Genomic DNA, 25,346 nt, shown 5'->3' with positions numbered 1-25,346 from the left:
TAGATATTATTCTGCGCAGCCATAAAGGCTGCGGATTCCCTTGAGGTAAAATCAGTATGTTACATCCAGAGCGTAGTGATGCATCCCGGAGCGATCAGCATTTTAATCCAAAAAAGGCGTGTCATAACAGCATTATTCCCTATTATTCAACAAAGCCGTGTTGGTATTGAGTATCGCCCAGCTCAAGCCGAGCTTAAACAGGAGCCTGGCCACTTCGAAATTGACACTATTTTTGGCAAAGACCAGAAGTCATTCTTGTTAACCATCGTAGATAAAGCATTGAAAACCGTCATCATTCGCAAACTGCCTAATAAGCGTGCGGAGACTGTGGTTGCTGCTTTCAGGGACATTGAAGCTAATACCTTTTGCAAGTTTAAGACCCTAACAGCTGATAACGGCCCTGAATTCGCTCTGCACGAGCAAATTACTCAAATCACAGGGGCGCAGGTCTACTTTGCCCATCCTTATCATTCCTGGGAGAGGGGCTTGAATGAGCACACCAACGGGCTGATACGACGTTTTTACCCAAAGGGAACAGACTTCAGTCAGGTCAGTCATCGTAAGATCGCCGAACTCGAACACATACTCAATACAAGGGAGAGTGTAAAAAGATCTGTGTAAATGGCATTTTGAGGAAAACCTTCAGAGGACAAAAAATGCCTATCAGCAACGAACTTATTGACCAACTGCTTCAGGATTGCCACTCCCATCAGGAGCTTCTGGGTGAATCAGGCCTACTCAAGGAGCTGACTAAAAGACTGGCGGAACGGGTTCTTCAAGCTGAGATGGAGATACACCTTGGGTATGCTAAGCATGACCCGGCTGGTAATCATTCAGGCAACTCCCGCAATGGCAAGACATCCAAGAGCGTACGTAGCCAAAATGGGGCGCTCGAGCTCGATATTCCGCGCGACCGCAACAGTACCTTCGAGCCGACACTGATCGGTAAGCACGAAAAGCAGCTTAACAGCTTCGATGACCGCATTATTTCTCTCTATTCCAGAGGGCTATCAACCCGTGATATTCAGGCTCACTTTAAAGAAGTCTACGGGGTCGATGTTTCCGCTGGCTTCATTTCTCAAGTGACCAATGCCGTGATGGATGAAGTTAAGCGCTGGCAGCAACGGCCGCTGGATGCGTTTTATCCCATTGTTTACCTTGACTGTATTGTGGTCAAAAGCCAGGACGGCGGAGCCGTGACCAACAAGTCTGTTTACTTGGCTCTAGGCATCAACGGCCAGGGCGAAAAAGAGCTGCTGGGGCTATGGATAGCCAAAACCGAGGGGGCCAAGTTCTGGTTATCTGTAATGACAGAACTGAAAAATCGTGGGCTACAGGACATCTTCATCGCCTGCTGCGATGGCCTGAAGGGCTTTCCTGATGCCATTGAAGCTGTTTACCCGCATACGCGGGTACAGCTCTGCATCGTGCATCAGGTGCGGAACTCGCTGCGCTACGTCGGCTGGAAAGAGCGTAAAGCCGTTGCTGCTGACCTCCGCACTATCTATAGTGCAGTGGTCAAGTAAATCAGGACACTTTTTTCTCAGCCATTTGTTCATAACGCACCGGAGACAGGTCCCCGTTAGCGGCATGATGCCTGTCTAGGTTGTAGTAGCGGATATACGTCGCCACATCCTGCTCCATGTAAGCCCGTGTTGGCTGGGGTACCAGCAGCAACCATTCATGTTTCAGACTGCCCCAGAAGCGCTCCATCACCGCATTATCCCAGCAGGCACCCACGTCTCCCATACTGCTCCTCAGCCTGTAGCTGCTCAGCAGCGCCTGAAAGCGTTGTCCCGTGTACTGCGCCCTCCTGTCCGTATGCACCACCAGGCCCGGCGGGGGAGTTCGCAGGTTATATGCCTTCATCAGGGCCCCGCAGACCAGCGATGAGGTCATCCGTCTGTCCACCTGCCAGCCCACTATCTGCCGGGAGTACAAATCCATAATAGCCGCCAGATACAGCAAGCCTTCACCGGTCTTCAGATACGTGATGTCACTCGCCCACACCTGATTTGGCCCCGGCGGGTTAAAATTCTGGTTCAGCAGGTTTAGGGCCACCTCTGCACCCGGGGGGGGTTTTGTCGTGACCTTATAAGTCCGGCGCTGTCGGCAGACCAACCCCTCTTCCTGCATGAGTTTCCTCACCCGCCAGCGGCTGATTATGATGCCTTCTCCACGAAGCCTTTTGACCAGCGTCCGGCTTCCTGCTCCCTGCCTGCTGGCGGCGAACAGCGCCTTTAACCTGACCCGGACCTCCACGTCTTTTTGCAGCGGTTCGGCGGGCTTTTTTCGCCATGCATACCAGGCAGAGGCCGTCACACGCATGACCCGACAGAGTGTACGAACGCTGAAGTCAGTGGCATTGTCGAGAATGAACCGGTATCTCACGACATATGTTTCGCGAAGAAGGCACTCGCCTTTTTTAGTATCTCCTTCTCTGTACGTAACTCTTTGTTTTCCTTTTGTAACCGTTTTAACTCTGCACGTTCATCATCGCTGAGTACGCCGTTGCTCTGCTCGCGTGCCAGCGAGACCCATGTATGCAGGGTTTTGTTGCTTATGCCCAGCGATGCTGCTGCCCTGGCTATCGTATAGCCCTGCTCTGTTACCAGGGCAACGGCTTCCTTTTTAAACTCAGGGGTAAATTGTCGTTTATGGTTCACTAAACACCTCCGTTTTGGATGTAAGTTTAGTGTCCTGATTATTCAACCACTACATAGTTCCGCAACGCTAGAGGGCGCTGAAGAAGCCCTCGATGCCTTCGCGGCCAAATGGGATGAACAGTTCCCGACGATCAGCCCATCGTGGAGAAATAATTGGGAACGTCTCATCGTCATTTTTGATTTTCCGCCGGAGATCCGCAAGGTTATCTACACCACCAACGCGATAGAGTCGTTAAATGCTTCATTGCGCAAGATAACGAAAACGCGACGAATATTTCCAACGGATGACTCGGTGCTAAAATTATTCTATCTAGCCTTGCATAATATCTCGGCTAAATGGACCCTACCAATCAGAGACTGGAAACCGGCTATGAGCCAATTCATGTTGATGTATGGAGATCGGATTTCCGGTTAAGCGATGGAGCCATTTACACGAAATTCTTTACAGACTCATACAAGGGGCAGAAAATCGCTGGGCTATCGTTCCCCCAATGAGGTATTTTTAACGCACTTACTGGTGGAATAAGCCTCTACCGTTTTGTTGCGTTTCGAGTGGGAATGGGGCGATGGCTTTATTAACTGTGTGGGTTACATTTGGAGCGGCTAATGCCATGCTGGAAAAGCATAGACACAGTGTGGCTTTAACCAAAATAGCAGGAGAGACGGTCCTCATAAATGATCTCGTAATTAGTTGGCATATCGACGCTTTTTATAACGTCGCATCCTCGCATCGCATGATGAGTATAACGCCCATTTTGTTAACCAAATCAAAACCATTCTCTACTCAACAATTTCGCGTACGATTGATAGGTTCGTTTCAATCCGCCCTGCTCCACGGCGAGTATTCTGTTCACTAATTTTCCGATTTATTCAATAGCGTTCGTGAAAATTATCGCGTTTACCAGAAATCAGATTACATTCTCCGTTAAGTGAATAGTCAATAACTCATCATTTATTCGCTGATTTGAGAAAGTCTCTTCCTGCACGCTTATTGCCAATCGGTTTATTTTATCAATGTGGATTATACTATATTCTTAGACGCGTCATAAATGTAACACTTTTAATATTGAATTGCTGTTACAATCTCTTGGCGCATTACATTAATACACCGTTGCCTTTTCACGGTTGGAATTGCTTTTGTCTGCGGAGTTGTTGACGTTAATGTTATTTTTCTCGGAGAGATATAATGAAATTAAAGTTAGTTACGTTGGCAATGGCTTCATTGATCACACTTAACGCACATGCTACTGCCATTGATTATCAGCATGAATTTAAAGATTCATCAAACGGGGAGCACAATGATAGTTTTAAGTTTTCCACGCTTTTTGAGCAGGGTTTTGGACTGTCAGCAGAAGCGCGATGGGCTCAGCATCCCAATGATAAATCAGAAAAAAGTCCATTCAGCGAACGGGTCAGTAGCGGTACGGAGGTGATCGCCAGCTACACGCATGATGTCAACAAAACCTTCTCTTTAGAACCTGGATTTTCGTTGGAATCGACCGCGGACTACAATAGCTATCGCCCCTACCTGCGCGGTAAAGCGAATATTACCGACGATCTTTCCGTCTCTGTGACCTATCGTCCTTATTATAAACGAAACAGTGTCAATATTGGGACGCCGAAACAAACATCCGAAAAAGGTTATAGTTTAACGTCGTTGATGGCTTATAACTTCCTTAATGACTATACGTTTGAATATGAACTGGATTATCAAAATGCCAACGAGCTAAAAGCCAACTCGGCAGAAAATAAAAAATATGCCTTTAGTCATGATTTTAAAGTGAGCTATCAATGGGATAAAAATTGGCGCCCTTACCTTGCTGTCGGTAATGTTCCTGCGGTAGATAAGGGCAACGATCGACAAACACGCTATAGGATCGGGATTCAGTATAGTTTCTGATATATTGTGCGCGTAAAAAAGCCGACAACATAAATGCTGTCGGCTTTTATTTTTAGATCACTAAACTTTTAGTAGTTGCAACCCGCACGCTTTCACACTTTCCAACAGGATTTTTACATCTGCCAGGCAAACGGTAGGATTCAGCAAGGTCAGTTTCAGGCAGATCACCCCGTCGGCTTCGGTAACACCCACATTTGCGCTGCCAGACGCGAGCAGTGAGTCACCAATGCGTTGGTTCAGTAAAGCGACAGTCGCCACATCGCCAGACGCCGGGCGGAAACGGAACAGTACGCTGGCCAGTTGTGGCTGCATCACCAGTTCCAGATGCGACTGTTCTGTGATAAACTGTGCAACTTGTTGTGCCAACGTTACACCATTATCAATGATTTCGGCGTACTGCTTTTTGCCCAATGCTTCAAGGCCCATCCACAATTTCAGAGCATCAAATCGGCGCGTAGTTTGCAGCGATTTCGACACCAGATTAGGCACGCCCTGCTCTTCATCAAAGCCTGAATTGAGATAAGCCGCCTGATAGCGCATCAGTTCATAGTGACGGGCATCTTTCAGCAAAAATGCGCCGCAGCTGATGGTCTGGAAAAATTGCTTATGGAAATCCAACGTGACGGAATCGGCTAACTCAAGGCCATCCAGGTAGTGGCGGTATTTATCAGAAAGCAACAGCGCGCCGCCCCATGCTGCGTCAACGTGCAGCCAGATATGCCGTTCGGCGGCCATAGCCGCAATCTCAGCTAAGGGATCGATGGCGCCGGCATCGGTAGTTCCGGCCGTTGCAACAATGGCCAGCACCTGCTCACCATTGGCGGCGGCCTGCGCCAATTTTTCAGCCAAATCGCTGAGATCCATGCGCGAGAATGGATCCGTTTTTACCAGCGTAACGGATTGATATCCCAGCCCCATCAGTGCCATGTTTTTTTGCACGGAAAAATGGGCATTTTCAGAACACAGCACTTTGATTTTACTCAGATCGCCGGTTAAACCGTGCTGCTGAACGGAGTGCCCCTGACGCGCAAAAAAAGCATCTCGCGCCAACATCAATCCCATCAGGTTGCTTTGGGTACCGCCGCTGGTGAATACACCCGCGTCACCCGCGGTGTAACCTACTTGCTGGCGTAACCATTCGATCAGCTTCATCTCAATGATAGTGGCTGACGGGCTCTGATCCCAAGAGTCCATGCTTTGGTTGGTGGCATTAATCAGCACTTCTGCCGCCTGACTGATCACCAAACTCGGGCAATGCAAGTGCGCGACACATTGCGCGTGATGCACGGACAAGCTGTCTTTAAGAAAGTATTCAACAGCACGTTCAATGGCGACCTGGTTGCCCAGCCCCTGAGACGTGAAGGACAAATGAATACGCTCACGCAATTGCTCAACGGTCTTGCCTTGATACATCTCGGGCTGCTGTAACCAAGCCACGACAGCCTGAGTGCTCTGCTCGATGGCGTCCTGATAGGCGGCAATGCTCTGCGCCGAACCTGACAGAATAGGTTTGATATCAGACATTTGAGGGCTCACTACACTTAAACAGGCTTGACGCCAGCGCTCAGCAAGGCACTTTCGAATTTATCGAGGAAAATATCCAACTCGGCATTGGTGATGAGCAGCGAAGGCAACAGGCGCAATACGCAACCGTTGCGGCCACCTCTTTCAAGGATCAGGCCAGCTTCAAAACATTTTTTCTGCAACAGTGCAGAAAGTTCACCATCCGCAGGGTGGCATCCCATGTGATCCTGCGCTTCATGAGGTTTGACGATCTCAATGCCGATCATTAACCCCAGCCCGCGTACATGCCCCATCACCGGGTAGCGTTTTTGCAGTTCGGCCAGCTTGGCTTTCAGCCACTCGCCCTGTGCGGCCACTTTATCTGCAATCCGATCGTCTTTAAGGATTTTGAGCGTAGTCAGACCGGTGGCCATCGCCAGTTGGTTACCACGGAAAGTGCCGGTGTGGTGACCCGGTGCCCAGGCATCGAACTGTTTTTTGATGCCAAGCACTGCAAGCGGTAAACCGCCACCGACCGCTTTAGACATGACGATGATATCAGGTTCGATGCACGCGTGTTCAAACGCGAACAGTTTACCGGTACGGGCAAAACCGGCCTGTACTTCATCAATAATCAGGACAATGCCATGTTCCTGAGTCACTTTGCGAATACGTTGCAGCCACTCGGCCGGTGCCGGGTTGACGCCCCCTTCTCCTTGAACGGCTTCAAGGATTACCGCGGCAGGTTTGCGCACCCCGCTTTCGACATCGTTGATCAGATTGTCAAAGTAGTAGGTCAGTGCGTTAACACCAGCCTCACCGCCAATGCCCAACGGGCAACGGTATTGGTTCGGGTAAGGCATAAACTGCACTTCAGGCATCATACCATCGACAGCTTCTTTAGGTGACAGGTTACCCGTGACAGCGAGCGCTCCGTGGGTCATACCGTGATAGCCTCCGGAGAAACTGATCACACCTGAACGACCGGTCACTTTTTTAGCCAGTTTTAGCGCAGCCTCAACGGCATCGGCACCGGAAGGCCCGGTAAATTGCAAGCAATATTCTTTGCCCTGACCCGGCAGCAATGACAGCAGATAAGATGAAAATTCATCTTTTAACGGCGTGGTCAGGTCAAGGGTGTGTAACGGTAAGCCACTGGTAATGACACTTTGAATGCTTTGAAGCACATCAGGATGATTATGGCCGAGTGCCAGGGTTCCGGCACCGGCAAGGCAGTCAAGATATTGATTATTCTCAACATCAGTAATCCAAACGCCCTGCGCTTTGGCAATGGCCAAGGGCAATTTGCGCGGATAGCTCCTGACATTAGATTCAAATTCAGCTTGTCTTGCTAAAAAGGTTTCATTGCGTTGCGGTAATGAATTAGCACTCAAAGTATCAATACGGACTTTATCCGTCATCATATCACTCCTACAACCGGGGGTATGGTTAACGCCGGGTTGAATAATGGTTAAGGGGTAAAAAACGCGGCTAATATATGTTGTTTGAGCAATGGACTCAATATTTTATGGGGATATTGCTGGGATTTCATGCAGATATAAATAACAAAAAACAGCGTCAGGCTGACTTAATTGAGTCTGTAAAGAATTTTGTGTAAATGGCTCCATTGCTTAACCGGAGATTCGTTCTCCATACATCAACATGAATTGGCTCATAGCAGGTTTCCAGTCTCTGATTGGCAAGGTCCATTTAGCAGAGATATTATGCAAGGCTAGATAGGCTTTGTTGAATAAATCAGAATTAGCCGACAGGATGACTCCCTCTGCTACACCTGTTATCCTATCCTGACGCTGTGTGGCATACCCAACAACGTCATACGCTTCAGCGCTTTGACCATCGCTATGGCTTCACCTACTTGAGCCTCATAGTCACGCAGGCTCAGATGGCCACCCAGCAAAGTTTTTATGCGGAACATCGCTGTTTCTGCCACTGAACGCCGGTGATAACCCACTTTCTTTTTCCACATATCATTACTCCCGCTCAGACGCTGATTCGCCACCGCATGGTTACGTTCATGGTACTTGTCCGGCCAGTATTTGGCTCCGCTTCGCGGCGGGATAAGGGGCCTGATTTTCTTTCTTAGCAACGCATCGTGGCAGTAACGGGCGTCATAAGCACCGTCTGCTGACACTTCCCTGATTTTTCGGTGGGTTTGGTTAATCAGGCCCGGCAGTGCCTGCGCATCTGTCGTTCCGCTGAGCGATAAGTCGGCACAGATAATCTCATGCGTCGCACTGTCTGCTGCCAGATGAAGCTTGCGCCACACTCTTCGTCTGTCAGCCCCATGCTGCCTGACTTTCCATTCACCTTCGCCAAAGACCTTCAGACCGGTACTGTCGATGACCAGATGCGAGATTTCACCACGCGTTGGCATTTTTATGCTGATACTGACGGTTTTTGCCCGCCGACTGACCAGAGAGTAGTCCGGGCAGCGCAGTGGCAGGCTCATCAGTGTAAAAACCGAGTCGACAAAGCCCTGTAATGCCCGGAGCGACAGGTTAAACACGCGCTTTATCATCAAAACCGTGGTAACAGCCATATCGGTGTAGTAAAGCGGCCGACCACGACCTTCAGGCGAAGCACTGTCAGTCCATGCAGCGATGGCCGACTCATCAAGCCAGACCGTCAGGGAGCCGCGTTGTCTGAGTGCGTTGTTGTAGGTGGGCCAGTTGGTGATTTTAAACTTTTGCTTTGCCATGGGGAGCTGCTATCGGGAGCGATGATAGTGCTTTGATCCGGCGATCCCCTGAAAGTTCGATTTATTCAACAAAGCCGGCTAGATAGAGTAATTTTATCACCGAGTCATCCGTTGGAAATATTCGTCGCGTTTTCGTTATCTTGCGCAATGAAGCATTTAACGACTCTATCGCGTTGGTGGTGTAGATAACCTTGCGGATCTCCGGCGGAAAGTCAAAAATGACGATGAGACGTTCCCAATTATTTCTCCACGACGGGCTGATCGTCGGGAACTGCTCATCCCATTTGGCCGCGAAGGCATCCAGGGCCTCTTCAGCGCCCTCTAGCGTTGCGGAACTATAGATGGTGCGCAGGTCAGCAGCAACGGCCTTACGCTCTTTCCAGCCGACGTAGCGCAGCGAGTTCCGCACCTGATGCACAATGCAGAGCTGTACCCGCGTATGCGGGTAAACAGCTTCAATGGCATCAGGAAAGCCTTTCAGGCCATCGCAGCAGGCGACGAAGATGTCCTTTAGCCCACGATTTTTCAGTTCTGTCATCACAGATAACCAGAACTTGGCCCCCTCAGTTTTGGCTATCCATAGCCCCAGCAGCTCTTTTTCGCCCTGGCCGTTGACGCCGAGGGCCAGATAAACAGACTTGTTGGCCACGGCTCCGCCGTCCTGGCTTTTGACAACAATACAGTCAAGGTAAACAATGGGATAAAGCGCATCCAGCGGCCGTTGCTGCCAGCGCTTAACTTCATCCATCACAGCATTGGTCACTTGAGAAATGAAGCCAGCGGAAACATCGACCCCGTAGACTTCTTTAAAGTGTGCCTGAATATCACGGGTTGATAACCCTCTGGAATAGAGAGAAATAATGCGGTCATCGAAGCCGTTAAGCTGTTTTTCGTTCTTACCGATCAGTGTCGGCTCGAAGGTACTGTTGCGGTCGCGCGGAATATCGAACTCGATCTCCCCATTTTGGCTACGTACGCTCTTGGATGTCTTGCCATTGCGGGAGTTGCCTGAATGATTACCTGCCGGGTCATGCTTAGCATACCCAAGGTGCATCTCCATCTCAGCTTCAAGAACCCGTTCCGCCAGTCTTTTAGTCAGCACCTTGAGTAGGCCTGATTCACCCAGCAGATCCTGAGGGGAGTGACAATCTTGAAGCAGTTGGTCAATAAGTTCGTTGCTGATAGGCATTTTTTGTCCTCTGAAGGTTTTCCTCAAAATGCCATTTACACAGATCTTTTTACACTCTCCTCAGTGCAGCGTTGCTGCGTCAAATACTGTTGCATCTCCGTCAACGTTCCCTTGCCTGCCGGTGCAGACGTTGAAGCTGGCTTATCCATGATTGTCTCGTCATCATTTTTATTTGGCATTGCTTAGTTTAACAAGAATTAACATCTTCATAACGTTTTTTCCGACTAAGAGGAGTAACCGAGCAAAGCCCCAAGAATTGTGATATCCATCACATTTATCGAGCCTGCGGGCTTTATATTGGTGCAAACGCTCCCATTTAAGGGAAAGATGTTCCTAAGTTTCATTACGGCGCTTTTTCTTGCAACCGTTGCGCATCAGATTTGACTTGCCGCAACTATTGACACGATTCCGCTTGACGCTCAGCAAGGTTTTTGTAATTTTACAACCAACCTTTATTCAGTAACCATTATTCACTAACCATAGCTGGTGAAATATATGACTATCAAAGTAGGTATCAACGGTTTTGGCCGCATCGGCCGCATTGTTTTCCGTGCTGCTCAGAAACGCTCTGACATCGAGATCGTTGCAATCAACGACCTGTTGGACGCTGACTACATGGCTTACATGCTGAAATACGACTCAACTCACGGCCGTTTTGACGGCACCGTTGAAGTGAAAGACGGTCAGCTGATTGTTAACGGCAAAAAAATCCGCGTTACCGCAGAAAGAGATCCGGCTAACCTGAAGTGGGACGAAGTTGGTGTTGACGTAGTTGCTGAAGCAACCGGTATCTTCCTGACTGACGAAACTGCACGTAAGCACATCACCACCGGCGCGAAAAAAGTGGTTCTGACTGGCCCGTCCAAAGATGACACCCCGATGTTTGTTCGTGGTGCCAACTTTGACAAATATGCCGGACAAGATATCGTTTCCAACGCATCTTGCACCACTAACTGCTTGGCACCGCTGGCAAAAGTGATCAACGACAACTTCGGCATCATCGAAGGTCTGATGACCACTGTTCACGCCACCACGGCTACGCAGAAAGCCGTTGATGGCCCGTCTCACAAAGACTGGCGCGGCGGCCGCGGCGCATCCCAGAACATCATCCCGTCCTCTACTGGCGCAGCTAAAGCGGTAGGTAAAGTTCTGCCGGAACTGAACGGTAAACTGACCGGTATGGCGTTCCGCGTTCCGACTCCGAACGTTTCTGTTGTTGACCTGACTGTTCGTCTGGAAAAAGCAGCTTCTTACGCAGAAATCAAGAAAGCCCTCAAAGCCGCTTCTGAAGGCGAGCTGAAAGGCGTTCTGGGTTACGTTGAAGATGACGTGGTTTCCACCGATTTCAACGGTGAAATTCTGACGTCTGTGTTCGATGCCAAAGCCGGTATCGCGCTGAACGACAACTTTGTGAAACTGGTTTCTTGGTATGACAACGAAACTGGCTACTCCAACAAAGTACTGGACCTGATCGCACACATCTCCAAATAAGGCGACGGTGCGATAAGCGATGCTAGGGGCGACATGATGTCGCTCTTTTTATTAGCTGCGTTCCGCCATGATGCAACACGAAATACAAATAAAACAAGGTAACATCATGAACGATAAAATTTTTTCACTTCCCATCAAATCTGAAATTTCATCCACGCTCAGTCAACGTCAGATAGACCAACTGCCGGTTATTGTCGTTGATCATCCGCAGGTGCGTGCTGCCGTAACGCTGCAAGGTGCGCATCTGCTGCATTGGCAGCCGCAGGGTGAAACCCCCGTACTGTGGTTGAGCGACAACACGCCGTTCGCTGAGGGCGTCGCCATCCGCGGTGGCGTGCCAATCTGCTTCCCATGGTTTGGTCCGTTCGCGGAACCTAACCACGGTTTTGCCCGTTTGCTGCCGTGGGAATTCACCGCGCACCGTGAAGATGCTAACGGTGTTGAACTGACCTTCACCCTGCGTGATACGCCGGAGACGTTGGCAAGCTGGCCACATGCTTTCACGCTGACAGCGCGCTACAAATTGGGTAAAACCTGCACGATCGAATTAGAAGCGCAGGGCGATTACAGCATCACCAGCGCCTTGCACACCTACTTCCAGATTGGTGACATTGACCATATCCACGTCAGTGGTTTGGGCGATACCTTTATCGATAAGGTCAATCAAGGCAAGTTGACGACGCAAGGTGGCGATCTGACATTCACCGACCGTACCGATCGTATCTATACGCATCCGCAGGCAGTAAGCAGCATCGTGGACCCAACGCTGAAACGCACTATCGACGTGCACCACACGCACCACAGCGATGCAGTTGCCTGGAACCCGGCGGCAGAAGTGTCTAAATCCATCGCTGATATGCCGGATGACGGTTATAAAACCTTTGTTTGCGTGGAAACGGCACGCGTGACTCAGCCGTTTGTTGCTACACCGGCCGCACCGGCGCGTTTGACTACGGTGATCAGCGTAACACGTTGATTAGCAAAACGGGTTTACGTCCGTAGATCCGAAATCGCCGCTCGCAGTCATGCGGGCGGCGTTAGTCACGTAATGCTAACCCATTGAGCCTCATTGCCCTATCACGCTACACAACATCCAACGGCTGCTTACTGGTCGGTGCGGGAAAAGCGGCATCCAGCGCAGCGATATCAACGCTGTCCAATTCCAACGTGAGCGCGCGTGCGTTTTCTTCAACGTGGGCCACCGAACTCGCTTTCGGAATAGCCATCACGCCGGGTTGAAGCAATACACATGCCAACATAATTTGAGCGGAGGTCGCCTGGTATTTGTCTGCCATACGCGTTATCACCGGGTGAGAAAACAGGTTGCGGCAAAGCGTACCCGCTTGTGCTAATGGACAGTAGGCCATCACCGGCACGGCACGCGCCTGACACCAGGCCAGTAAATCAAACTCAATGCAGCGCGAGGCAACGTGATAGAGCACCTGATTGGTCATGCAATGCTCACCGCCCGACAAGGACCAGAGTTCATTTATGTCCGTCACGTCCAGATTGGCCCACCCCCACTGACGAATCTTGCCTGCCTGTTGCAGCGCCTCCATCGCCGTGATGGTCTCTTCCAACCGGATACCACCGCGCCAGTGTAGCAAGTATAAATCCAGCACGTCGGTTTGCAACCGTTTCAGGCTGCGCTCACAGGCTTCAATAGCTTTCGTGCCGCCCGCATTGTGGGGATAGACTTTAGAGACCAGAAACGCTGCATCACGCCGCCCGCGCAGTGCAGCACCCACCACGCTCTCCGCACCACCGTCGGCGTACATTTCTGCGGTATCAATAAGCCTGAGCCCGAGATCGAGCCCTGCCTGCAAGGCCTTTATTTCATGCGCCTTCTCACTGACCGCTTCCCCCATAAACCACGTGCCCTGCCCGATAGCGGGCAGCGTTGAACCATCAGGAAATCGAATCTGTCGGGTTGTCATCGCTATCCTCCTTGCATCCTGTTAGCTACCCTAGCTGAGCCACAGCGCGCCCAAAACGTGCAAATGGGGTGAAATCACCCCATTGTTGTGCGGCATTTGCCCTGTTTTAGCGCATCAGGCGTTAGTGCACTGGTCAAGTAAATCAGGACACTTTTTTCTCAGCCATTTGTTCATAACGCACCGGGGACAGATCCCCGTTAGCGGCATGATGCCTGTCTAGGTTGTAGTAGCGGATATACGTCGCCACATCCTGCTCCATGTAAGCCCGTGTTGGCTGGGGTACCAGCAGCAACCATTCATGTTTCAGACTGCCTCAGAAGCGCTCCATCACCGCATTATCCCAGCAGGCACCCACGTCTCCCATACTGCTCCTCAGCCTGTATAGCCAAGCGACATTATTTTGATAACAGCCAGCTATGCTTCTTTGCCGCATATCAGGGCATAGGATGTAATCATTTTTAAGTCGGTTGGCTATAGCTGCTCAGCAGCGCCTGAAAGCGTTGTCCCGTGTACTGCGCCCCCCTGTCCGTATGCACCACCAGGCCCGGCGGGGGAGTTCGCAGGTTATATGCCTTCATCAGGGCCCCGCAGACCAGCGATGAGGTCATCCGTCTGTCCACCTGCCAGCCCACTATCTGCCGGGAGTACAAATCCATAATAGCCGCCAGATACAGCCAGCCTTCACCGGTCTTCAGATACGTGATATCACTCGCCCACACCTGATTTGGCCCCGGCGGGTTAAAATTCTGGTTCAGCAGGTCTGGGGCCACCTCTGCACCCGGGCGGGGTTTTGTCGTGACCTTATAAGTCCGGCGCTGTCGGCAGACCAGCCCCTCTTCCTGCATGAGTTTCCTCACCCGCCAGCGGCTGATTATGATGCCTTCTCCACGAAGCCTTTTGACCAGCGTCCGGCTTCCTGCTCCCTGCCTGCTGGCGGCGAACAGCGCCTTTAACCTGACCCGGACCTCCACGTCTTTTTGCAGCGGTTCGGCGGGCTTTTTTCGCCATGCATACCAGGCAGAGGCCGTCACACGCATGACCCGACAGAGTGTACGAACGCTGAAGTCAGTGGCATTGTCGAGAATGAACCGGTATCTCACGACATATGTTTCGCGAAGAAGGCACTCGCCTTTTTTAGTATCTCCTTCTCTGTACGTAACTCTTTGTTTTCCTTTTGTAACCGTTTTAACTCTGCACGTTCATCATCGCTGAGTACGCCGTTGCTCTGCTCGCGTGCCAGCGAGACCCATGTATGCAGGGTTTTGTTGCTTATGCCCAGGGCTTTGTTGAATAATTTAACCGTTTGATTTACATCTTCTTTAGTTAGAATGCATTTACAGAGAATGTATTTTGTTAGAACGACAAATCAAATAGTTAGCACAATAAAAAGCATTCCGAGAGGAAAAATTAGTCGTTGAAATTTTATAATGCTTATATAAATCAGTATCTTAAATTATTCAACAAAGCCTATGCCCAGCGATGCTGCTGCCCTGGCTATCGTATAGCCCTGCTCTGTTACCAGGGCAACGGCTTCCTTTTTAAACTCAGGGGTAAATTGTCGTTTATGGTTCACTAAACACCTCCGTTTTGGATGTAAGTTTAGTGTCCTGATTATTCAACCACTACAGCATACTGAATTTGGCCACCTAAGTAGAGGTGATATGCTTACCTCATAATTTTTATAGGTGCCAAAATGAGTAAAATAATTACTGCTGAATTTAAATGTGAAACCGCCAAATTAGTCCTTGACCAAAATTATACCTACCAGGAAGCCGCGAAAGCCATGAACGTCAGTCTTTCAGCGATTAGCCGGTGGGTAAGAGCCCTTCGTTTAGAACGTCAAGGGAAAACATCGCCTTGTCTGCCATTAACACCTGAACAAATTGAGTTCAGAGAAATGAAGAAAAAAATCCACCGACTGGAAATGGAGAATGCCATCTTAAAAAAGACTACTGCGCTCTTAATGTCCGACTCACTGAAAAATTCTCGGTAGTTGAAAAGCTAAGAGCGCTTTATCCAGTGAAAGCGTTGTGTCGTATTTTTAATGTTCACAGAAGCAGTTATAGCCAAGCGACTTAATTTTGATTACACCATATGGACTGAGAACAAACTCTCTGTATCGCAACCCATCTCTCTTTTTTTGCTTTTTGCTTGTGCCCATTTATGCTCAATTGGGTTAAGATCTGGCGAATATGTAGGCAAATACTCCACCATATACCCTGCATCGATGATGACTTGTTGAATATTATGTTTTTTGTGAAAAGTGGCATTGTCCATCATGATTACACTGTTTTTAGGGAGTACTGGGATAAGGACTTGTGTGACCCAGGCATAGAAAACATCGCTGTTAATATTGATATCAAATAATCCGATAGCAAACAGCGTTGTGCCTAATAAAGGCTTTGTTGAATAATTTAAGATACTGATTTATATAAGCATTATAAAATTTCAACGACTAATTTTTCCTCTCGGAATGCTTTTTATTGTGCTAACTATTTGATTTGTCGTTCTAACAAAATACATTCTCTGTAAATGCATTCTAACTAAAGAAGATGTAAATCAAACGGTTAAATTATTCAACAAAGCCCCTAATAAAGCGCCGATAACATTTGTTCTTCCCCTAGCTCCCCAGTTCTTCAGGCCAAAACACAGTTGACCTTTTGGGGAATAGCCGTGAGTCCGTGGGGCATCGTGTGAAAAACCACTTTCATCAATAAAAACAATAGGTTTACCTTCTTTTTCATACTGTTGTTTTTTTTGTTGAAATCCCTGCCGGGCGTTTTCGTCGGCTTTCGGATGACGTAGAGTTTTTTTTATAGGTCAATCCCAGCTTTTTAAGCGCTTGCCAAATGGCCTTCTGACAAACGCCAAAACGCTCTGCACGTTCTTTTTGGTAAGCATCTGGATATTGTTCAACATCTTTTATCAACTCGGATTTATCGATCTTTCGCTGACGCGTGGTCGATGCTTTTGACTCTATTTGATTAATCCAACGCGATACAGAGGCAGGGCCAATCCGAAATTGCTTCGCTGTTTCTCGGATACTCAACCCTTCGTTTTTCCGTGTAGATATCACTTTACGTCTAAAATCAATTGAATAGCTCATTTAAATAATGTAATCAAAATTAAGTCGTTTAGCTATATCGCTATTGGTGTCGACCTAAGAAGCCAGATATTGAGCGGACGATAAAACGTAGCCTGGTCAGCGAAGCGTGGAACGTTAGTGGCGGGTCTGCGGGCGCAAGGACTATCGCCACGATGGTTACCAATACACACGACGTGAAACTTGGGCGGTGGTTAGCGGGTAAGTTGATGAAAGAATTAACCCTCGTTAGTTGCCAAACAAGAAAACATCAATATAGCCAACCGACTTAAAAATGATTACATCCTATGCCCTGATATGCGGCAAAGAAGCATAGCTGGCTGTTATCAAAATAATGTCGCTTGGCTATACAACCGCGGTGGAAATGAACGTATTGATATTCCAAATCTGCTCAATAGGCAGTTCGCTGTTACCAAGCCTGACCAGGTTTGGTGCGGCGATGTAACCTATATTTGGACAGGCGACCGATGGGCGTATCTGGCGGTGGTATTAGATTTATTTGCCCGAAAACCCGTGGGTTGGGCAATGTCGTTTTCGCCAGATTCAGAATTAACAGCCAAAGCACTACAAATGGCTTGGGAACTGCGTGGGCATCCCAAACAAGTCATGTTTCATAGTGACCAAGGAAGCCATTACACCAGTCGTCAGTATAGGCAGGCATTGTGGCGTTATCAGATGACCCAAAGTATGAGTCGCAGAGGAAATTGTTGGGATAATAGTCCGATGGAGCGATTCTTCCGTAGTCTGAAGACTGAATGGGTGCCAACGACTGGCTACCAAAGCTTTAGTACTGCTCAATCATTCATTATTCGCTACATAACCCATTATTATAGCGATGTCAGACCTCACTGGTATAACTGTGGGTTAACACCAAATGAATCAGAACGGCTGTTCCATCAACAGTCAGGTAGGGTGGCCAAATTTAGTTGACCACTACAGCCGCTGGCGGGTGAGGAAACTCATGCAGGAAGAGGGGCTGGTCTGCCGACAGCGCCGGACTTATAAGGTCACGACAAAACCCCGCCCGGGTGCAGAGGTGGCCCCAAACCTGCTGAACCAGAATTTTAACCCGCCGGGGCCAAATCAGGTGTGGGCGAGTGACATCACGTATCTGAAGACCGGTGAAGGCTGGCTGTATCTGGCGGCTATTATGGATTTGTACTCCCGGCAGATAGTGGGCTGGCAGGTGGACAGACGGATGACCTCATCGCTGGTCTGCGGGGCCCTGATGAAGGCATATAACCTGCGAACTCCCCCGCCGGGCCTGGTGGTGCATACGGACAGGGGGGCGCAGTACACGGGACAACGCTTTCAGGCGCTGCTGAGCAGCTACAGGCTGAGGAGCAGTATGGGAGACGTGGGTGCCTGCTGGGATAATGCGGTGATGAAGCGCTTCTGGGGCAGTCTGAAACATGAATGGTTGCTGCTGGTACCCCAGCCAACACGGGCTTACATGGAGCATGATGTGGCGACGTATATCCGCTACTACAACCTACACAGGCATCATGCCGCTAACGGGGATCTGTCTCCGGTGCGTTATGAACAAATGGCTGAGAAAAAAGTGTCCTGATTTACTTGACCAGTGCACGCCCCAGCAGGGCCCGTCGGCGCTGTACTGCGCCGCCCACCGCAGCGCGGTGTTCTGCAATCCGCTCCAGGCCTACATCCCTCGAGCAAACAACCAGGTCTTCATGCCGCGTGCCGGGCGGGAAGCGCGACTTGCTTTACCGGGTGGTCGAACGCGCCGAATGAGCAGTTCTGCACAAGCGGTTGGCACACCGGCGTCAGCTGCGTGTGGCGAGGCATGTCTCTCGTGCCGGGAATATGGAGACCGGCTTATCAGCACATCGATGCCGCGAACGGGTCCGAGCTCAATCGCATCGACAACGGCGACTCCGGCGGACCAGTCGTCACCTACGATCGGCATCTGATCGGGATCATCTCCTCCGGCGAGCCTAACGGCCGTTCAATCGTCTTCTACACGCCAATGGCGCAAGTGTTGCACGAGCTGTTTAGCTACAACCTCGCGCCCGCCGACCTTCCCACCGCTGTAGGCGAGGACAATTCGCTCTCCCCAGACGGTGAAAACGCTGGGACGGAACTGGCGCCGACCGACGAGAGAGGCGTATGGCCGCCCCACTGCCTGATGAAAGCGAGCGGGGCGGCTGTCATGGTTAGGAATCTATAGTCACTCCCATTTTTGCAACACTGATTTTTGACTAATGGGCACCTCGAAAAACTCGAAATTGTCAATAGTTCTTCGACTTGTCTCTAAATAATTTGTACTAGCTCAGGCCTGATCTGGCTTTGTTGCATAAATCAAGCTTTTAGGCGAATGACGGATCTGAACACTACAGTCTTTTCAGCATCGGGTTCCCATGGCAAAGCAAACGTTTAAAATCACCAACTGGTCCGTCTATAACAATGCTCTCGAGCAGCGCTGTTCATTGACAGTCTGGTTTCAAGCGCCTGCAATTGCTCGGACTCGCTGAGCGCAAGTCACGTCCCAGCAGCAAGCATCCCGACAAAGAGAAATTGTTCTGGTCGCTAGCAGAAAAAGGCTTGCAGTTTGGCAAGAATTTCACTGACCCAGTCAATCAGCACCAGACACAGCCACACTTCTACGACAGCCTGTTTACACGTCTCTTAGGCGTCATGATGAACGGTGTAGCGGCATAAACCACCAGATTGACGCAAGGATAACCCATGCGCTATAGTCGATCTGCACCTGCAAATTCAGGTGCCCGGATTAGCCTCCGTTTAGCTTCTCCGCCTTGCTTTCCTGAAACAAAGAGTCGCTCAGCTGATTCAGTATATTGTCGTCCATCCTAGCCTCCCACAGGTCAGCTTTTGTCAGGTTAGCGTTGCCCAGTTCAGCTTTTCTCAGGTCAGCTTTGCTCAGGTCAGCCCGAATCAGGTCAGCATTGCTCAGGTCAGCATTGCTCAGGTTAGCTTTACTCAGGTTAGCGTTCCTCAGGTTAGCGTTCCTCAGATTAGCATGCTCCAGGCTAACATCAGTCAGGTTAGCATTGCTCAGATTAGCGTTCCTCAGGTCAGCGAAGTCCAGGTTAGCGTTGACCAGGTCAGCATTTTCCAGGTTAGCGCCGCTCAGGTCAGCATTGCTCAGGTTAGCGTACCTTAGATTAGTTTTCCTCAGGTTAGCGTTGCTCAGGTTAGCATGCTCCAGGCTAACATCATTCAGGTCAGCGTTTTCCAGGTTAGCGTTGCTCAGATTAGCGGCTTCCAGGTGATTATCACTCAGGTTAGCATATCTCAGATCAGCGTTGCTCAGGTTAGCATTGAATAGTATAGCGTGTTCCAAGTAAGCGTTGCTCAGGTTAGCATCGCTTAGATCTGCATCTACCAGATAAGCATGGTACAGTTTAGCACCGCTCAGGTTAACTCCTTTCAGGTTGAGAATCCCATCATCGGTTAATATATCTTTAATATAGTTAATGTTGAGCAATGTCTTCAATCTTATCGCTTGAAATATATTAAAAAATCCTTTATCATTAATTTCTTGTCTTTCTGATTTATATGTCGTTTTTACTTCTACAATAAATTTTTCTGTTAGTTCCATGTAACAAAATGATACTTTGCATCCATTAATGTCATTTAAGAGTATTTCTTCGCCACATAGAATTTCTTGAAATTTATGTTTTTTTTCTTCAAAAGCGATTTCTATTTTTTCCATTATTTGATTATGTAAAATTCCTTCATCTTTCGGCATCCTACCGAAGGACATAAAATTGATGACGTGTTCGAGAATATCTTTTGATGAAGATATATCTTCCATAGAACTACTTGTCATTGACGCGGATACATTTTGTAATATAGAGCTTGGTGATGTGTTAATTGGCATTATATTAACCTATATTCATATTAGGTGGTATTAATTAATAACCATTTAAAATTTTTTAAATTATCCACGGGGATTTAACTTGATAATTTTTGGGTCTGGTTGGTTTTGTTGAATAAATCGAACTTTTAGGTGATTGGGGGATCTGATCGCTACAGTCGTTTCATCATCGGGTCCCTATGGCAAAGCAAAAGTTTAAAATCACCAACTGGCCTGCATACAACAAAGCACTCAGGCAGCGCGTTTCATTGACAGTCTGGTTTCAAACGCCTGCGATGGCTCTGATTCGCTGAGCGCAAGTCACGTCCCAGCAGCAAGCATCCCGACAAAGAGAAGCTGTTCTGGTCGCTAACGGAGAAAGTCTTGCAGTTTGGTAAGAACCTGACTGACCCGAATAATCCGCGCCAGACACAGCCACACTTCTATGATAGCCTGTTTCCACGGCTCTTAGGCGTCATGATGAACATTGTAGCAGCATAAACGACCTGAGAGAGACTTATGTACAAAATAACGGCAACTATCAAAAAGCACGGTGGGATGGATGTCAGTGGCTACGGTTCTCTGTAGTTGTCAACTAAATTTGGCCACCCTACCTGACTGTTGATGGAACAGCCGTTCTGATTCATTTGGTGTTAACCCACCGTTATACCAGTGAGGTCTGACATCGCTATAATAATGGGTTATGTAGCGAATAATGGATGATTGAGCAGTACTAAAGCTTTGGTAGCCAGTCGTTGGCACCCATTCAGTCTTCAGACTACGGAAGAATCGCTCCATCGGACTATTGCACTGGTCAAGTAAATCAGGACACTTTTTTCTCAGCCATTTGTTCATCACGCACCGGAGACAGATCCCCGTTAGCGGCATGATGCCTGTCTAGATTGTAGTAGCGGATATACATCGCCACATCATGCTCCATGTAAGCCCGTGTTGGCTGGGGTACCAGCAGCAACCATTCATGTTTCAGACTGCCCCAGAAGCGCTCCATCACCGCATTATCCCAGCAGGCACCCACGTCTCCCATACTGCTCCTCAGCCTGTATAGCTAAACGACTTAATTTTGATTACATTATTTAAATGAGCTATTCAATTGATTTTAGACGTAAAGTGATATAGCCAAGCGACATTATTTTGATAACAGCCAGCTATGCTTCTTTGCCGCATATCAGGGCATAGGATGTAATCATTTTTAAGTCGGTTGGCTATATCTACACGGAAAAACGAAGGGTTGAGTATCCGAGAAACAGCGAAGCAATTTCGGATTGGCCCTGCCTCTGTATCGCGTTGGATTAATCAAATAGAGTCAAAAGCATCGACCACGCGTCAGCGAAAGATCGATAAATCCGAGTTGATAAAAGATGTTGAACAATATCCAGATGCTTACCAAAAAGAACGTGCAGAGCGTTTTGGCGTTTGTCAGAAGGCCATTTGGCAAGCGCTTAAAAAGCTGGGATTGACCTATAAAAAAAAACGCTACGTCATCCGAAAGCCGACGAAAACGCCCGGCAGGGATTTCAACAAAAAAAACAACAGTATGAAAAAGAAGGTAAACCTATTGTTTTTATTGATGAAAGTGGTTTTTCACACGATACCCCACGGACTCACGGCTATTCCCCAAAAGGTCAACGGTGTTTTGGCCTGAAGAACTGGGGAGCTAGGGGAAGAACAAATGTTATCGGCGCTTTATTAGGCACAACGCTGTTTGCTATCGGATTATTTGATATCAATATTAACAGCGATGTTTTCTATGCCTGGGTCACACAAGTCCTTATCCCAGTACTCCCTAAAAACAGTGTAATCATGATGGACAATGCCACTTTTCACAAAAAACATAATATTCAACAAGTCATCATCGATGCAGGGTATATGGTGGAGTATTTGCCTACATATTCGCCAGATCTTAACCCAATTGAGCATAAATGGGCACAAGCAAAAAGCAAAAAAAGAGAGATGGGTTGCGATACAGAGAGTTTGTTCTCAGTCCATATGGTGTAATCAAAATTAAGTCGCTTGGCTATACCTGCTCAGCAGCGCCTGAAAGCGTTGTCCCGTGTACTGCGCCCCCCTGTCCGTATGCACCACCAGGCCCGGCGGGGGAGTTCGCAGGTTATATGCCTTCATCAGGGCCCCGCAGACCAGCGATGAGGTCATCCGTCTGTCCACCTGCCAGCCCACTATCTGCCGGGAGTACAAATCCATAATAGCCGCCAGATACAGCCAGCCTTCACCGGTCTTCAGATACGTGATATCACTCGCCCACACCTGATTTGGCCCCGGCGGGTTAAAATTCTGGTTCAGCAGGTCTGGGGCCACCTCTGCACCCGGGCGGGGTTTTGTCGTGACCTTATAAGTCCGGCGCTGTCGGCAGACCAGCCCCTCTTCCTGCATGAGTTTCCTCACCCGCCAGCGGCTGATTATGATGCCTTCTCCACGAAGCCTTTTGACCAGCGTCCGGCTTCCTGCTCCCTGCCTGCTGGCGGCGAACAGCGCCTTTAACCTGACCCGGACCTCCACGTCTTTTTGCAGCGGTTCGGCGGGCTTTTTTCGCCATGCATACCAGGCAGAGGCCGTCACACGCATGACCCGACAGAGTGTACGAACGCTGAAGTCAGTGGCATTGTCGAGAATGAACCGGTATCTCACGACATATGTTTCGCGAAGAAGGCACTCGCCTTTTTTAGTATCTCCTTCTCTGTACGTAACTCTTTGTTTTCCTTTTGTAACCGTTTTAACTCTGCACGTTCATCATCGCTGAGTACGCCGTTGCTTTGCTCGCGTGCCAGCGAGACCCATGTATGCAGGGTTTTGTTGCTTATGCCCAGCGATGCTGCTGCCCTGGCTATCGTATAGCCCTGCTCTGTTACCAGGGCAACGGCTTCCTTTTTAAACTCAGGGGTAAATTGTCGTTTATGGTTCACTAAACACCTCCGTTTTGGATGTAAGTTTAGTGTCCTGATTATTCAACCACTACAGTTAGTCAGGCCGAGTTTGGCTGCCGGTTAGGCGTCAGTAAGTCAACGGTATCCCGCGAGCTACGGCGTAATTGCTCTGTAGATGGCTACCAGCCAGCCGTCGCGCAGAAGCTCAGCGACTACCGGCGTAAAACTCCCGGCAAACGCCAGATACATGAAGACACGGTCTTCTTTGTCGAAGAAGCGCTTAACTGGCTATGGAGTCCGGAACAGATCAGTACCATTGGCGATATCATCGGCAGGCCGGTTAGCCACGAGTGGAGCTACCAGCACGTGGCTAGCTATAAAGCCGTTGGTGGAGACCTGTACAAGTCCCTACGCCAGGGTAAACGTAGGTATCGCAAACGCTACGGCAAAAAGTGAAGCCCTATACCTGACGCTGTCTCCATCGAGAAACGGCCGCTGGTCTTTCATGACCGTAGCCCCGTAGGGGATAGGGAAGCAGACTTTGTACTGGGCAAGCAAGGCACTGGTGCCATCGTGACGTTGGCCGAGCGTAAAAACCGCATTTATCTGACTAAAAGGTCTTTTCTAAAGACCTCAACCGAAGTGGCTGCTGCCATTATCTCGATGCTGAGGAGCTATAAGGCATACCGTTATACATATATTAATTTATAACTTATTAATCAATTACTTATTAGTATAATTCGTAGTGATGATCAAACACCAAAAAAGCCAGTAAGGTGGTTGGTATATAGTAATTCACGGGCTCCCAAGTAGGTTGCTCAAAAAACGGGCAAAAAATGTGTATAACGGTATGGCTATAAGGACGTCTGCCATACCATAACGTTCGACAATGGCAGAGAGTTTACTCAGCACAAGGCTTTGTTGAATAATTTAACCGTTTGATTTACATCTTCTTTAGGTAGAATGCATGTACAGAGACTGTATTTTGTTAGAACGACAAATCAAGTAGTTAGCACAATAAAAAGCATTACGGCTGGAAAACTTAGTTGTTGAAGTGTTATAATAATTATGTAAATCAGCATGTTAAATTATTCAACAAAGCCTCAGCACAAAGAAATCGCCGTTGCGTTGGAATCGGAAACCTACTTCGTTCACCCTTACGCCTCCTGGGAGCGCGGGTTGAACGAGAACACCAATGGGCTACTGAGACAGTTTATCTCGAAAGGGACTGACCTAAGGACGGTAACGGATGACGAGCTCCGCAAGTACCAAGGAGCGCTGAATAGCAGGCCACGAAAATGCCTTGGCTTCAGGCCACGTTCAGTGCTCTTTGCAGAGCAAAGACAGGCGGCTTTGCTCTGCACCTTAATAGTTGAATCTGCCTGTGATCAATAAGGAATAAATATGAATTCTTTCAATAATGATAATGTTTTCGATAAAGGTATTGATGTATCAAAATGGCAAGGGGCTATTGACTGGGGATCCGTAGCTAAAAGTGGTGTTAAACATGCATTCATAAGAATGACCGAAGGAGGGACTTATGTCGACCCTAAATTCGTTGAAAACTGGAATAAAGCGAAGATTGAAAATATTAACGTTAATTGTTATCATTATTTCAGGGCACTAAGCAGTACGCCAGAAGAACAGTTTAATAACATCAAAAATGTATTATCTTCTGTTGATTTTGATTCAACCAAAAATTCACTGGCGATTGATGTTGAAAAATCACGTAATGAAACAGCAACGCCAGAACAAATGGCGGACAATTTGCATGCATTATTAGATCTTGTCAGTAAAAATTCAGATTTTTCTTGCCAAACTACACTTATATATTGCTCGCCATCGTATTGGGATAGTGGTATTAAGTGGGATAAATATGATTTTAGTATATATCCTCTCTGGGTTGCTAACTGGAATGTAGAGACACCCCAGCTTCCTTTGACATGGAAAAATGCAGCTAAAAGTTGGTCATGGTGGCAGTATAGCTCCAAGGGGAAAATTAGCGGCATTACTGAAAATGTAGTGGACTTAGATTGGGTAAAAAGAGCCTGTACATAAATTTGTGTAATTACCGGCTTTGTTGAATAAATCAGAGTTAGC

General features: G+C 48.5%; 21 protein-coding genes and 13 pseudogenes. 16 read left to right on the top strand and 18 right to left on the bottom strand.

Annotation, left to right across the window (positions count from 1 at the left end):
- The first annotated feature begins 78 nt into the window (after positions 1–78).
- Both ACQGXV_RS29880 and ACQGXV_RS29875 read left to right on the top strand, forming a co-directional pair.
- On the top strand, positions 79–621 hold the full coding sequence (locus ACQGXV_RS29880) for an IS30 family transposase (RefSeq protein WP_440867698.1): 543 nt from the start codon (positions 79–81) through the stop codon (positions 619–621).
- A gap of 35 nt (positions 622–656) precedes the next feature.
- Positions 657–1,514, top strand: a pseudogene (locus tag ACQGXV_RS29875) (IS256 family transposase); the annotation flags it as partial.
- 13 nt (positions 1,515–1,527) lie between these two features.
- On the opposite strand, the gene ACQGXV_RS29870 reads toward ACQGXV_RS29875, so the two are convergent.
- Positions 1,528–2,666, bottom strand: a protein-coding gene (locus ACQGXV_RS29870) for an IS3 family transposase (protein ID WP_440864062.1) whose coding sequence is annotated in 2 segments (ribosomal slippage) — positions 1,528–2,429 and positions 2,429–2,666 — 1,140 coding nt in all. Because the reading frame shifts where the segments join, the coding sequence is not laid out codon by codon here.
- A gap of 52 nt (positions 2,667–2,718) precedes the next feature.
- On the opposite strand from ACQGXV_RS29870, the pseudogene ACQGXV_RS29865 reads away from it, so the two are divergent.
- A pseudogene (locus tag ACQGXV_RS29865) lies at positions 2,719–3,081 on the top strand (transposase); the annotation flags it as partial.
- Between the two features lie 771 nt (positions 3,082–3,852).
- On the top strand, positions 3,853–4,566 hold the full coding sequence (locus ACQGXV_RS29860; RefSeq protein WP_440864061.1) for an oligogalacturonate-specific porin KdgM family protein: 714 nt from the start codon (positions 3,853–3,855) through the stop codon (positions 4,564–4,566).
- 60 nt (positions 4,567–4,626) lie between these two features.
- Here ACQGXV_RS29860 and ACQGXV_RS29855 read toward each other — a convergent pair whose 3' ends face one another.
- The 4 genes and pseudogenes from ACQGXV_RS29855 to ACQGXV_RS29840 all read right to left on the bottom strand — a co-directional run.
- On the bottom strand, positions 4,627–6,090 hold the full coding sequence (locus ACQGXV_RS29855; protein WP_440864060.1) for a pyridoxal phosphate-dependent decarboxylase family protein: 1,464 nt from the start codon (positions 6,088–6,090) through the stop codon (positions 4,627–4,629).
- Positions 6,091–6,107: 17 nt separating this feature from the next.
- A complete protein-coding gene (locus ACQGXV_RS29850; protein ID WP_440867696.1) occupies positions 6,108–7,490 on the bottom strand; it encodes a diaminobutyrate--2-oxoglutarate transaminase in 1,383 nt (460 codons plus the stop codon).
- A 374-nt stretch (positions 7,491–7,864) separates the two neighbouring features.
- Positions 7,865–8,788: an IS5 family transposase gene (locus ACQGXV_RS29845; RefSeq protein WP_440864059.1), complete on the bottom strand. Its 924-nt coding sequence runs from the start codon at positions 8,786–8,788 to the stop codon at positions 7,865–7,867.
- Positions 8,789–8,864: 76 nt separating this feature from the next.
- Positions 8,865–9,977: pseudogene (locus ACQGXV_RS29840) on the bottom strand (IS256 family transposase); the annotation flags it as partial.
- 495 nt (positions 9,978–10,472) lie between these two features.
- Here ACQGXV_RS29840 and gapA point away from each other — a divergent pair.
- On the top strand, positions 10,473–11,468 hold the full coding sequence (gene gapA / locus ACQGXV_RS29835; protein ID WP_440864058.1) for a glyceraldehyde-3-phosphate dehydrogenase: 996 nt from the start codon (positions 10,473–10,475) through the stop codon (positions 11,466–11,468).
- 106 nt (positions 11,469–11,574) lie between these two features.
- The gene (locus ACQGXV_RS29830; RefSeq protein ID WP_440864057.1) at positions 11,575–12,444 is read left to right on the top strand and encodes a D-hexose-6-phosphate mutarotase; all 870 of its coding nucleotides are present in this window, start codon (positions 11,575–11,577) and stop codon (positions 12,442–12,444) included.
- A 106-nt stretch (positions 12,445–12,550) separates the two neighbouring features.
- Here the strand turns inward: ACQGXV_RS29830 and ACQGXV_RS29825 are convergent, their stop codons facing one another.
- The 5 genes and pseudogenes from ACQGXV_RS29825 to ACQGXV_RS29805 all read right to left on the bottom strand — a co-directional run bounded on the left by ACQGXV_RS29825 (position 12,551) and on the right by ACQGXV_RS29805 (position 14,978).
- Complete coding sequence (locus ACQGXV_RS29825; protein WP_440864056.1) at positions 12,551–13,405, bottom strand: aldo/keto reductase; 855 nt, start codon at positions 13,403–13,405, stop codon at positions 12,551–12,553.
- A 142-nt stretch (positions 13,406–13,547) separates the two neighbouring features.
- Complete coding sequence (locus ACQGXV_RS29820) at positions 13,548–13,712, bottom strand: IS3 family transposase (protein WP_440867694.1); 165 nt, start codon at positions 13,710–13,712, stop codon at positions 13,548–13,550.
- A gap of 151 nt (positions 13,713–13,863) precedes the next feature.
- Positions 13,864–14,529: pseudogene (locus ACQGXV_RS29815) on the bottom strand (IS3 family transposase); the annotation flags it as partial.
- Positions 14,502–14,735: a transposase gene (locus ACQGXV_RS29810; RefSeq protein ID WP_440867693.1), complete on the bottom strand. Its 234-nt coding sequence runs from the start codon at positions 14,733–14,735 to the stop codon at positions 14,502–14,504. The pseudogene ACQGXV_RS29815 and the gene ACQGXV_RS29810, both read right to left, overlap by 28 nt.
- Before the next feature lie 123 nt (positions 14,736–14,858).
- Entirely contained in the window at positions 14,859–14,978 is a 120-nt protein-coding gene (locus tag ACQGXV_RS29805; protein WP_440864055.1) for a transposase, read from the bottom strand.
- A gap of 120 nt (positions 14,979–15,098) precedes the next feature.
- On the opposite strand from ACQGXV_RS29805, the pseudogene ACQGXV_RS29800 reads away from it, so the two are divergent.
- Positions 15,099–15,469: pseudogene (locus ACQGXV_RS29800) on the top strand (transposase); the annotation flags it as partial.
- Positions 15,470–15,490: 21 nt separating this feature from the next.
- Here the strand turns inward: ACQGXV_RS29800 and ACQGXV_RS29795 are convergent.
- From ACQGXV_RS29795 to ACQGXV_RS29785, 3 genes are all read right to left on the bottom strand, one after another.
- Positions 15,491–15,763, bottom strand: a complete 273-nt coding sequence (locus ACQGXV_RS29795) for a transposase (RefSeq protein ID WP_440867691.1) — start codon at positions 15,761–15,763, stop codon at positions 15,491–15,493.
- Between the two features lie 201 nt (positions 15,764–15,964).
- Complete coding sequence (locus tag ACQGXV_RS29790) at positions 15,965–16,120, bottom strand: hypothetical protein (RefSeq protein ID WP_440867690.1); 156 nt, start codon at positions 16,118–16,120, stop codon at positions 15,965–15,967.
- Between the two features lie 25 nt (positions 16,121–16,145).
- The gene (locus ACQGXV_RS29785; protein ID WP_440862584.1) at positions 16,146–16,511 is read right to left on the bottom strand and encodes an IS630 transposase-related protein; all 366 of its coding nucleotides are present in this window, start codon (positions 16,509–16,511) and stop codon (positions 16,146–16,148) included.
- A gap of 35 nt (positions 16,512–16,546) precedes the next feature.
- Between ACQGXV_RS29785 and ACQGXV_RS29780 the strand changes: the two are divergent.
- From ACQGXV_RS29780 to ACQGXV_RS29770, 3 genes and pseudogenes are all read left to right on the top strand, one after another.
- Positions 16,547–17,438, top strand: a pseudogene (locus ACQGXV_RS29780) (IS3 family transposase); the annotation flags it as partial.
- 10 nt (positions 17,439–17,448) lie between these two features.
- Positions 17,449–18,078: pseudogene (locus tag ACQGXV_RS29775) on the top strand (IS3 family transposase); the annotation flags it as partial.
- Between the two features lie 243 nt (positions 18,079–18,321).
- Positions 18,322–18,696, top strand: coding sequence for a trypsin-like serine protease (locus ACQGXV_RS29770; protein ID WP_440864054.1), 375 nt, complete (start codon positions 18,322–18,324; stop codon positions 18,694–18,696).
- A 561-nt stretch (positions 18,697–19,257) separates the two neighbouring features.
- Here the strand turns inward: ACQGXV_RS29770 and ACQGXV_RS29765 are convergent.
- On the bottom strand, positions 19,258–20,304 hold the full coding sequence (locus tag ACQGXV_RS29765; RefSeq protein ID WP_440864053.1) for a pentapeptide repeat-containing protein: 1,047 nt from the start codon (positions 20,302–20,304) through the stop codon (positions 19,258–19,260).
- 242 nt (positions 20,305–20,546) lie between these two features.
- On the opposite strand from ACQGXV_RS29765, the pseudogene ACQGXV_RS29760 reads away from it, so the two are divergent.
- Positions 20,547–20,648, top strand: a pseudogene (locus ACQGXV_RS29760) (IS5/IS1182 family transposase); the annotation flags it as partial.
- Positions 20,649–20,937: 289 nt separating this feature from the next.
- Here ACQGXV_RS29760 and ACQGXV_RS29755 read toward each other — a convergent pair.
- Positions 20,938–21,153, bottom strand: a pseudogene (locus ACQGXV_RS29755) (integrase core domain-containing protein); the annotation flags it as partial.
- Between the two features lie 16 nt (positions 21,154–21,169).
- Positions 21,170–21,409, bottom strand: a pseudogene (locus tag ACQGXV_RS29750) (integrase core domain-containing protein); the annotation flags it as partial.
- A gap of 156 nt (positions 21,410–21,565) precedes the next feature.
- Here ACQGXV_RS29750 and ACQGXV_RS29745 point away from each other — a divergent pair.
- Together ACQGXV_RS29745 and ACQGXV_RS29740 are read left to right on the top strand one after the other, a co-directional pair.
- Positions 21,566–22,009, top strand: coding sequence for an IS630 transposase-related protein (locus tag ACQGXV_RS29745; RefSeq protein WP_440864052.1), 444 nt, complete (start codon positions 21,566–21,568; stop codon positions 22,007–22,009).
- Positions 21,895–22,362: pseudogene (locus ACQGXV_RS29740) on the top strand (IS630 family transposase); the annotation flags it as partial. The gene ACQGXV_RS29745 and the pseudogene ACQGXV_RS29740, both read left to right, overlap by 115 nt.
- Positions 22,363–22,368: 6 nt before the next feature.
- Here the strand turns inward: ACQGXV_RS29740 and ACQGXV_RS29735 are convergent.
- A complete protein-coding gene (locus ACQGXV_RS29735) occupies positions 22,369–23,010 on the bottom strand; it encodes an IS3 family transposase (RefSeq protein ID WP_440864051.1) in 642 nt (213 codons plus the stop codon).
- Entirely contained in the window at positions 23,007–23,285 is a 279-nt protein-coding gene (locus ACQGXV_RS29730; protein ID WP_440862591.1) for a transposase, read from the bottom strand. The genes ACQGXV_RS29735 and ACQGXV_RS29730 overlap by 4 nt, the downstream gene beginning before the upstream one ends.
- A 66-nt stretch (positions 23,286–23,351) precedes the next feature.
- Here ACQGXV_RS29730 and ACQGXV_RS29725 point away from each other — a divergent pair.
- From ACQGXV_RS29725 to ACQGXV_RS29715, 3 genes and pseudogenes are all read left to right on the top strand, one after another.
- Positions 23,352–23,942, top strand: a pseudogene (locus tag ACQGXV_RS29725) (IS30 family transposase); the annotation flags it as partial.
- 408 nt (positions 23,943–24,350) lie between these two features.
- Positions 24,351–24,641: pseudogene (locus tag ACQGXV_RS29720) on the top strand (IS30 family transposase); the annotation flags it as partial.
- Positions 24,642–24,650: 9 nt separating this feature from the next.
- The gene (locus ACQGXV_RS29715; protein WP_440864050.1) at positions 24,651–25,304 is read left to right on the top strand and encodes a glycoside hydrolase family 25 protein; all 654 of its coding nucleotides are present in this window, start codon (positions 24,651–24,653) and stop codon (positions 25,302–25,304) included.
- Positions 25,305–25,346 lie beyond the last annotated feature (42 nt).

It is taken from the genome of Symbiopectobacterium purcellii, assembly GCF_052050035.1.
In the GTDB taxonomy this organism is placed as follows: domain Bacteria; phylum Pseudomonadota; class Gammaproteobacteria; order Enterobacterales; family Enterobacteriaceae; genus Symbiopectobacterium; species Symbiopectobacterium purcellii_A.
The sequence above is the reverse complement of the archived record's forward strand: the minus strand, read 5'-3'. Positions and strand labels throughout refer to the sequence as shown.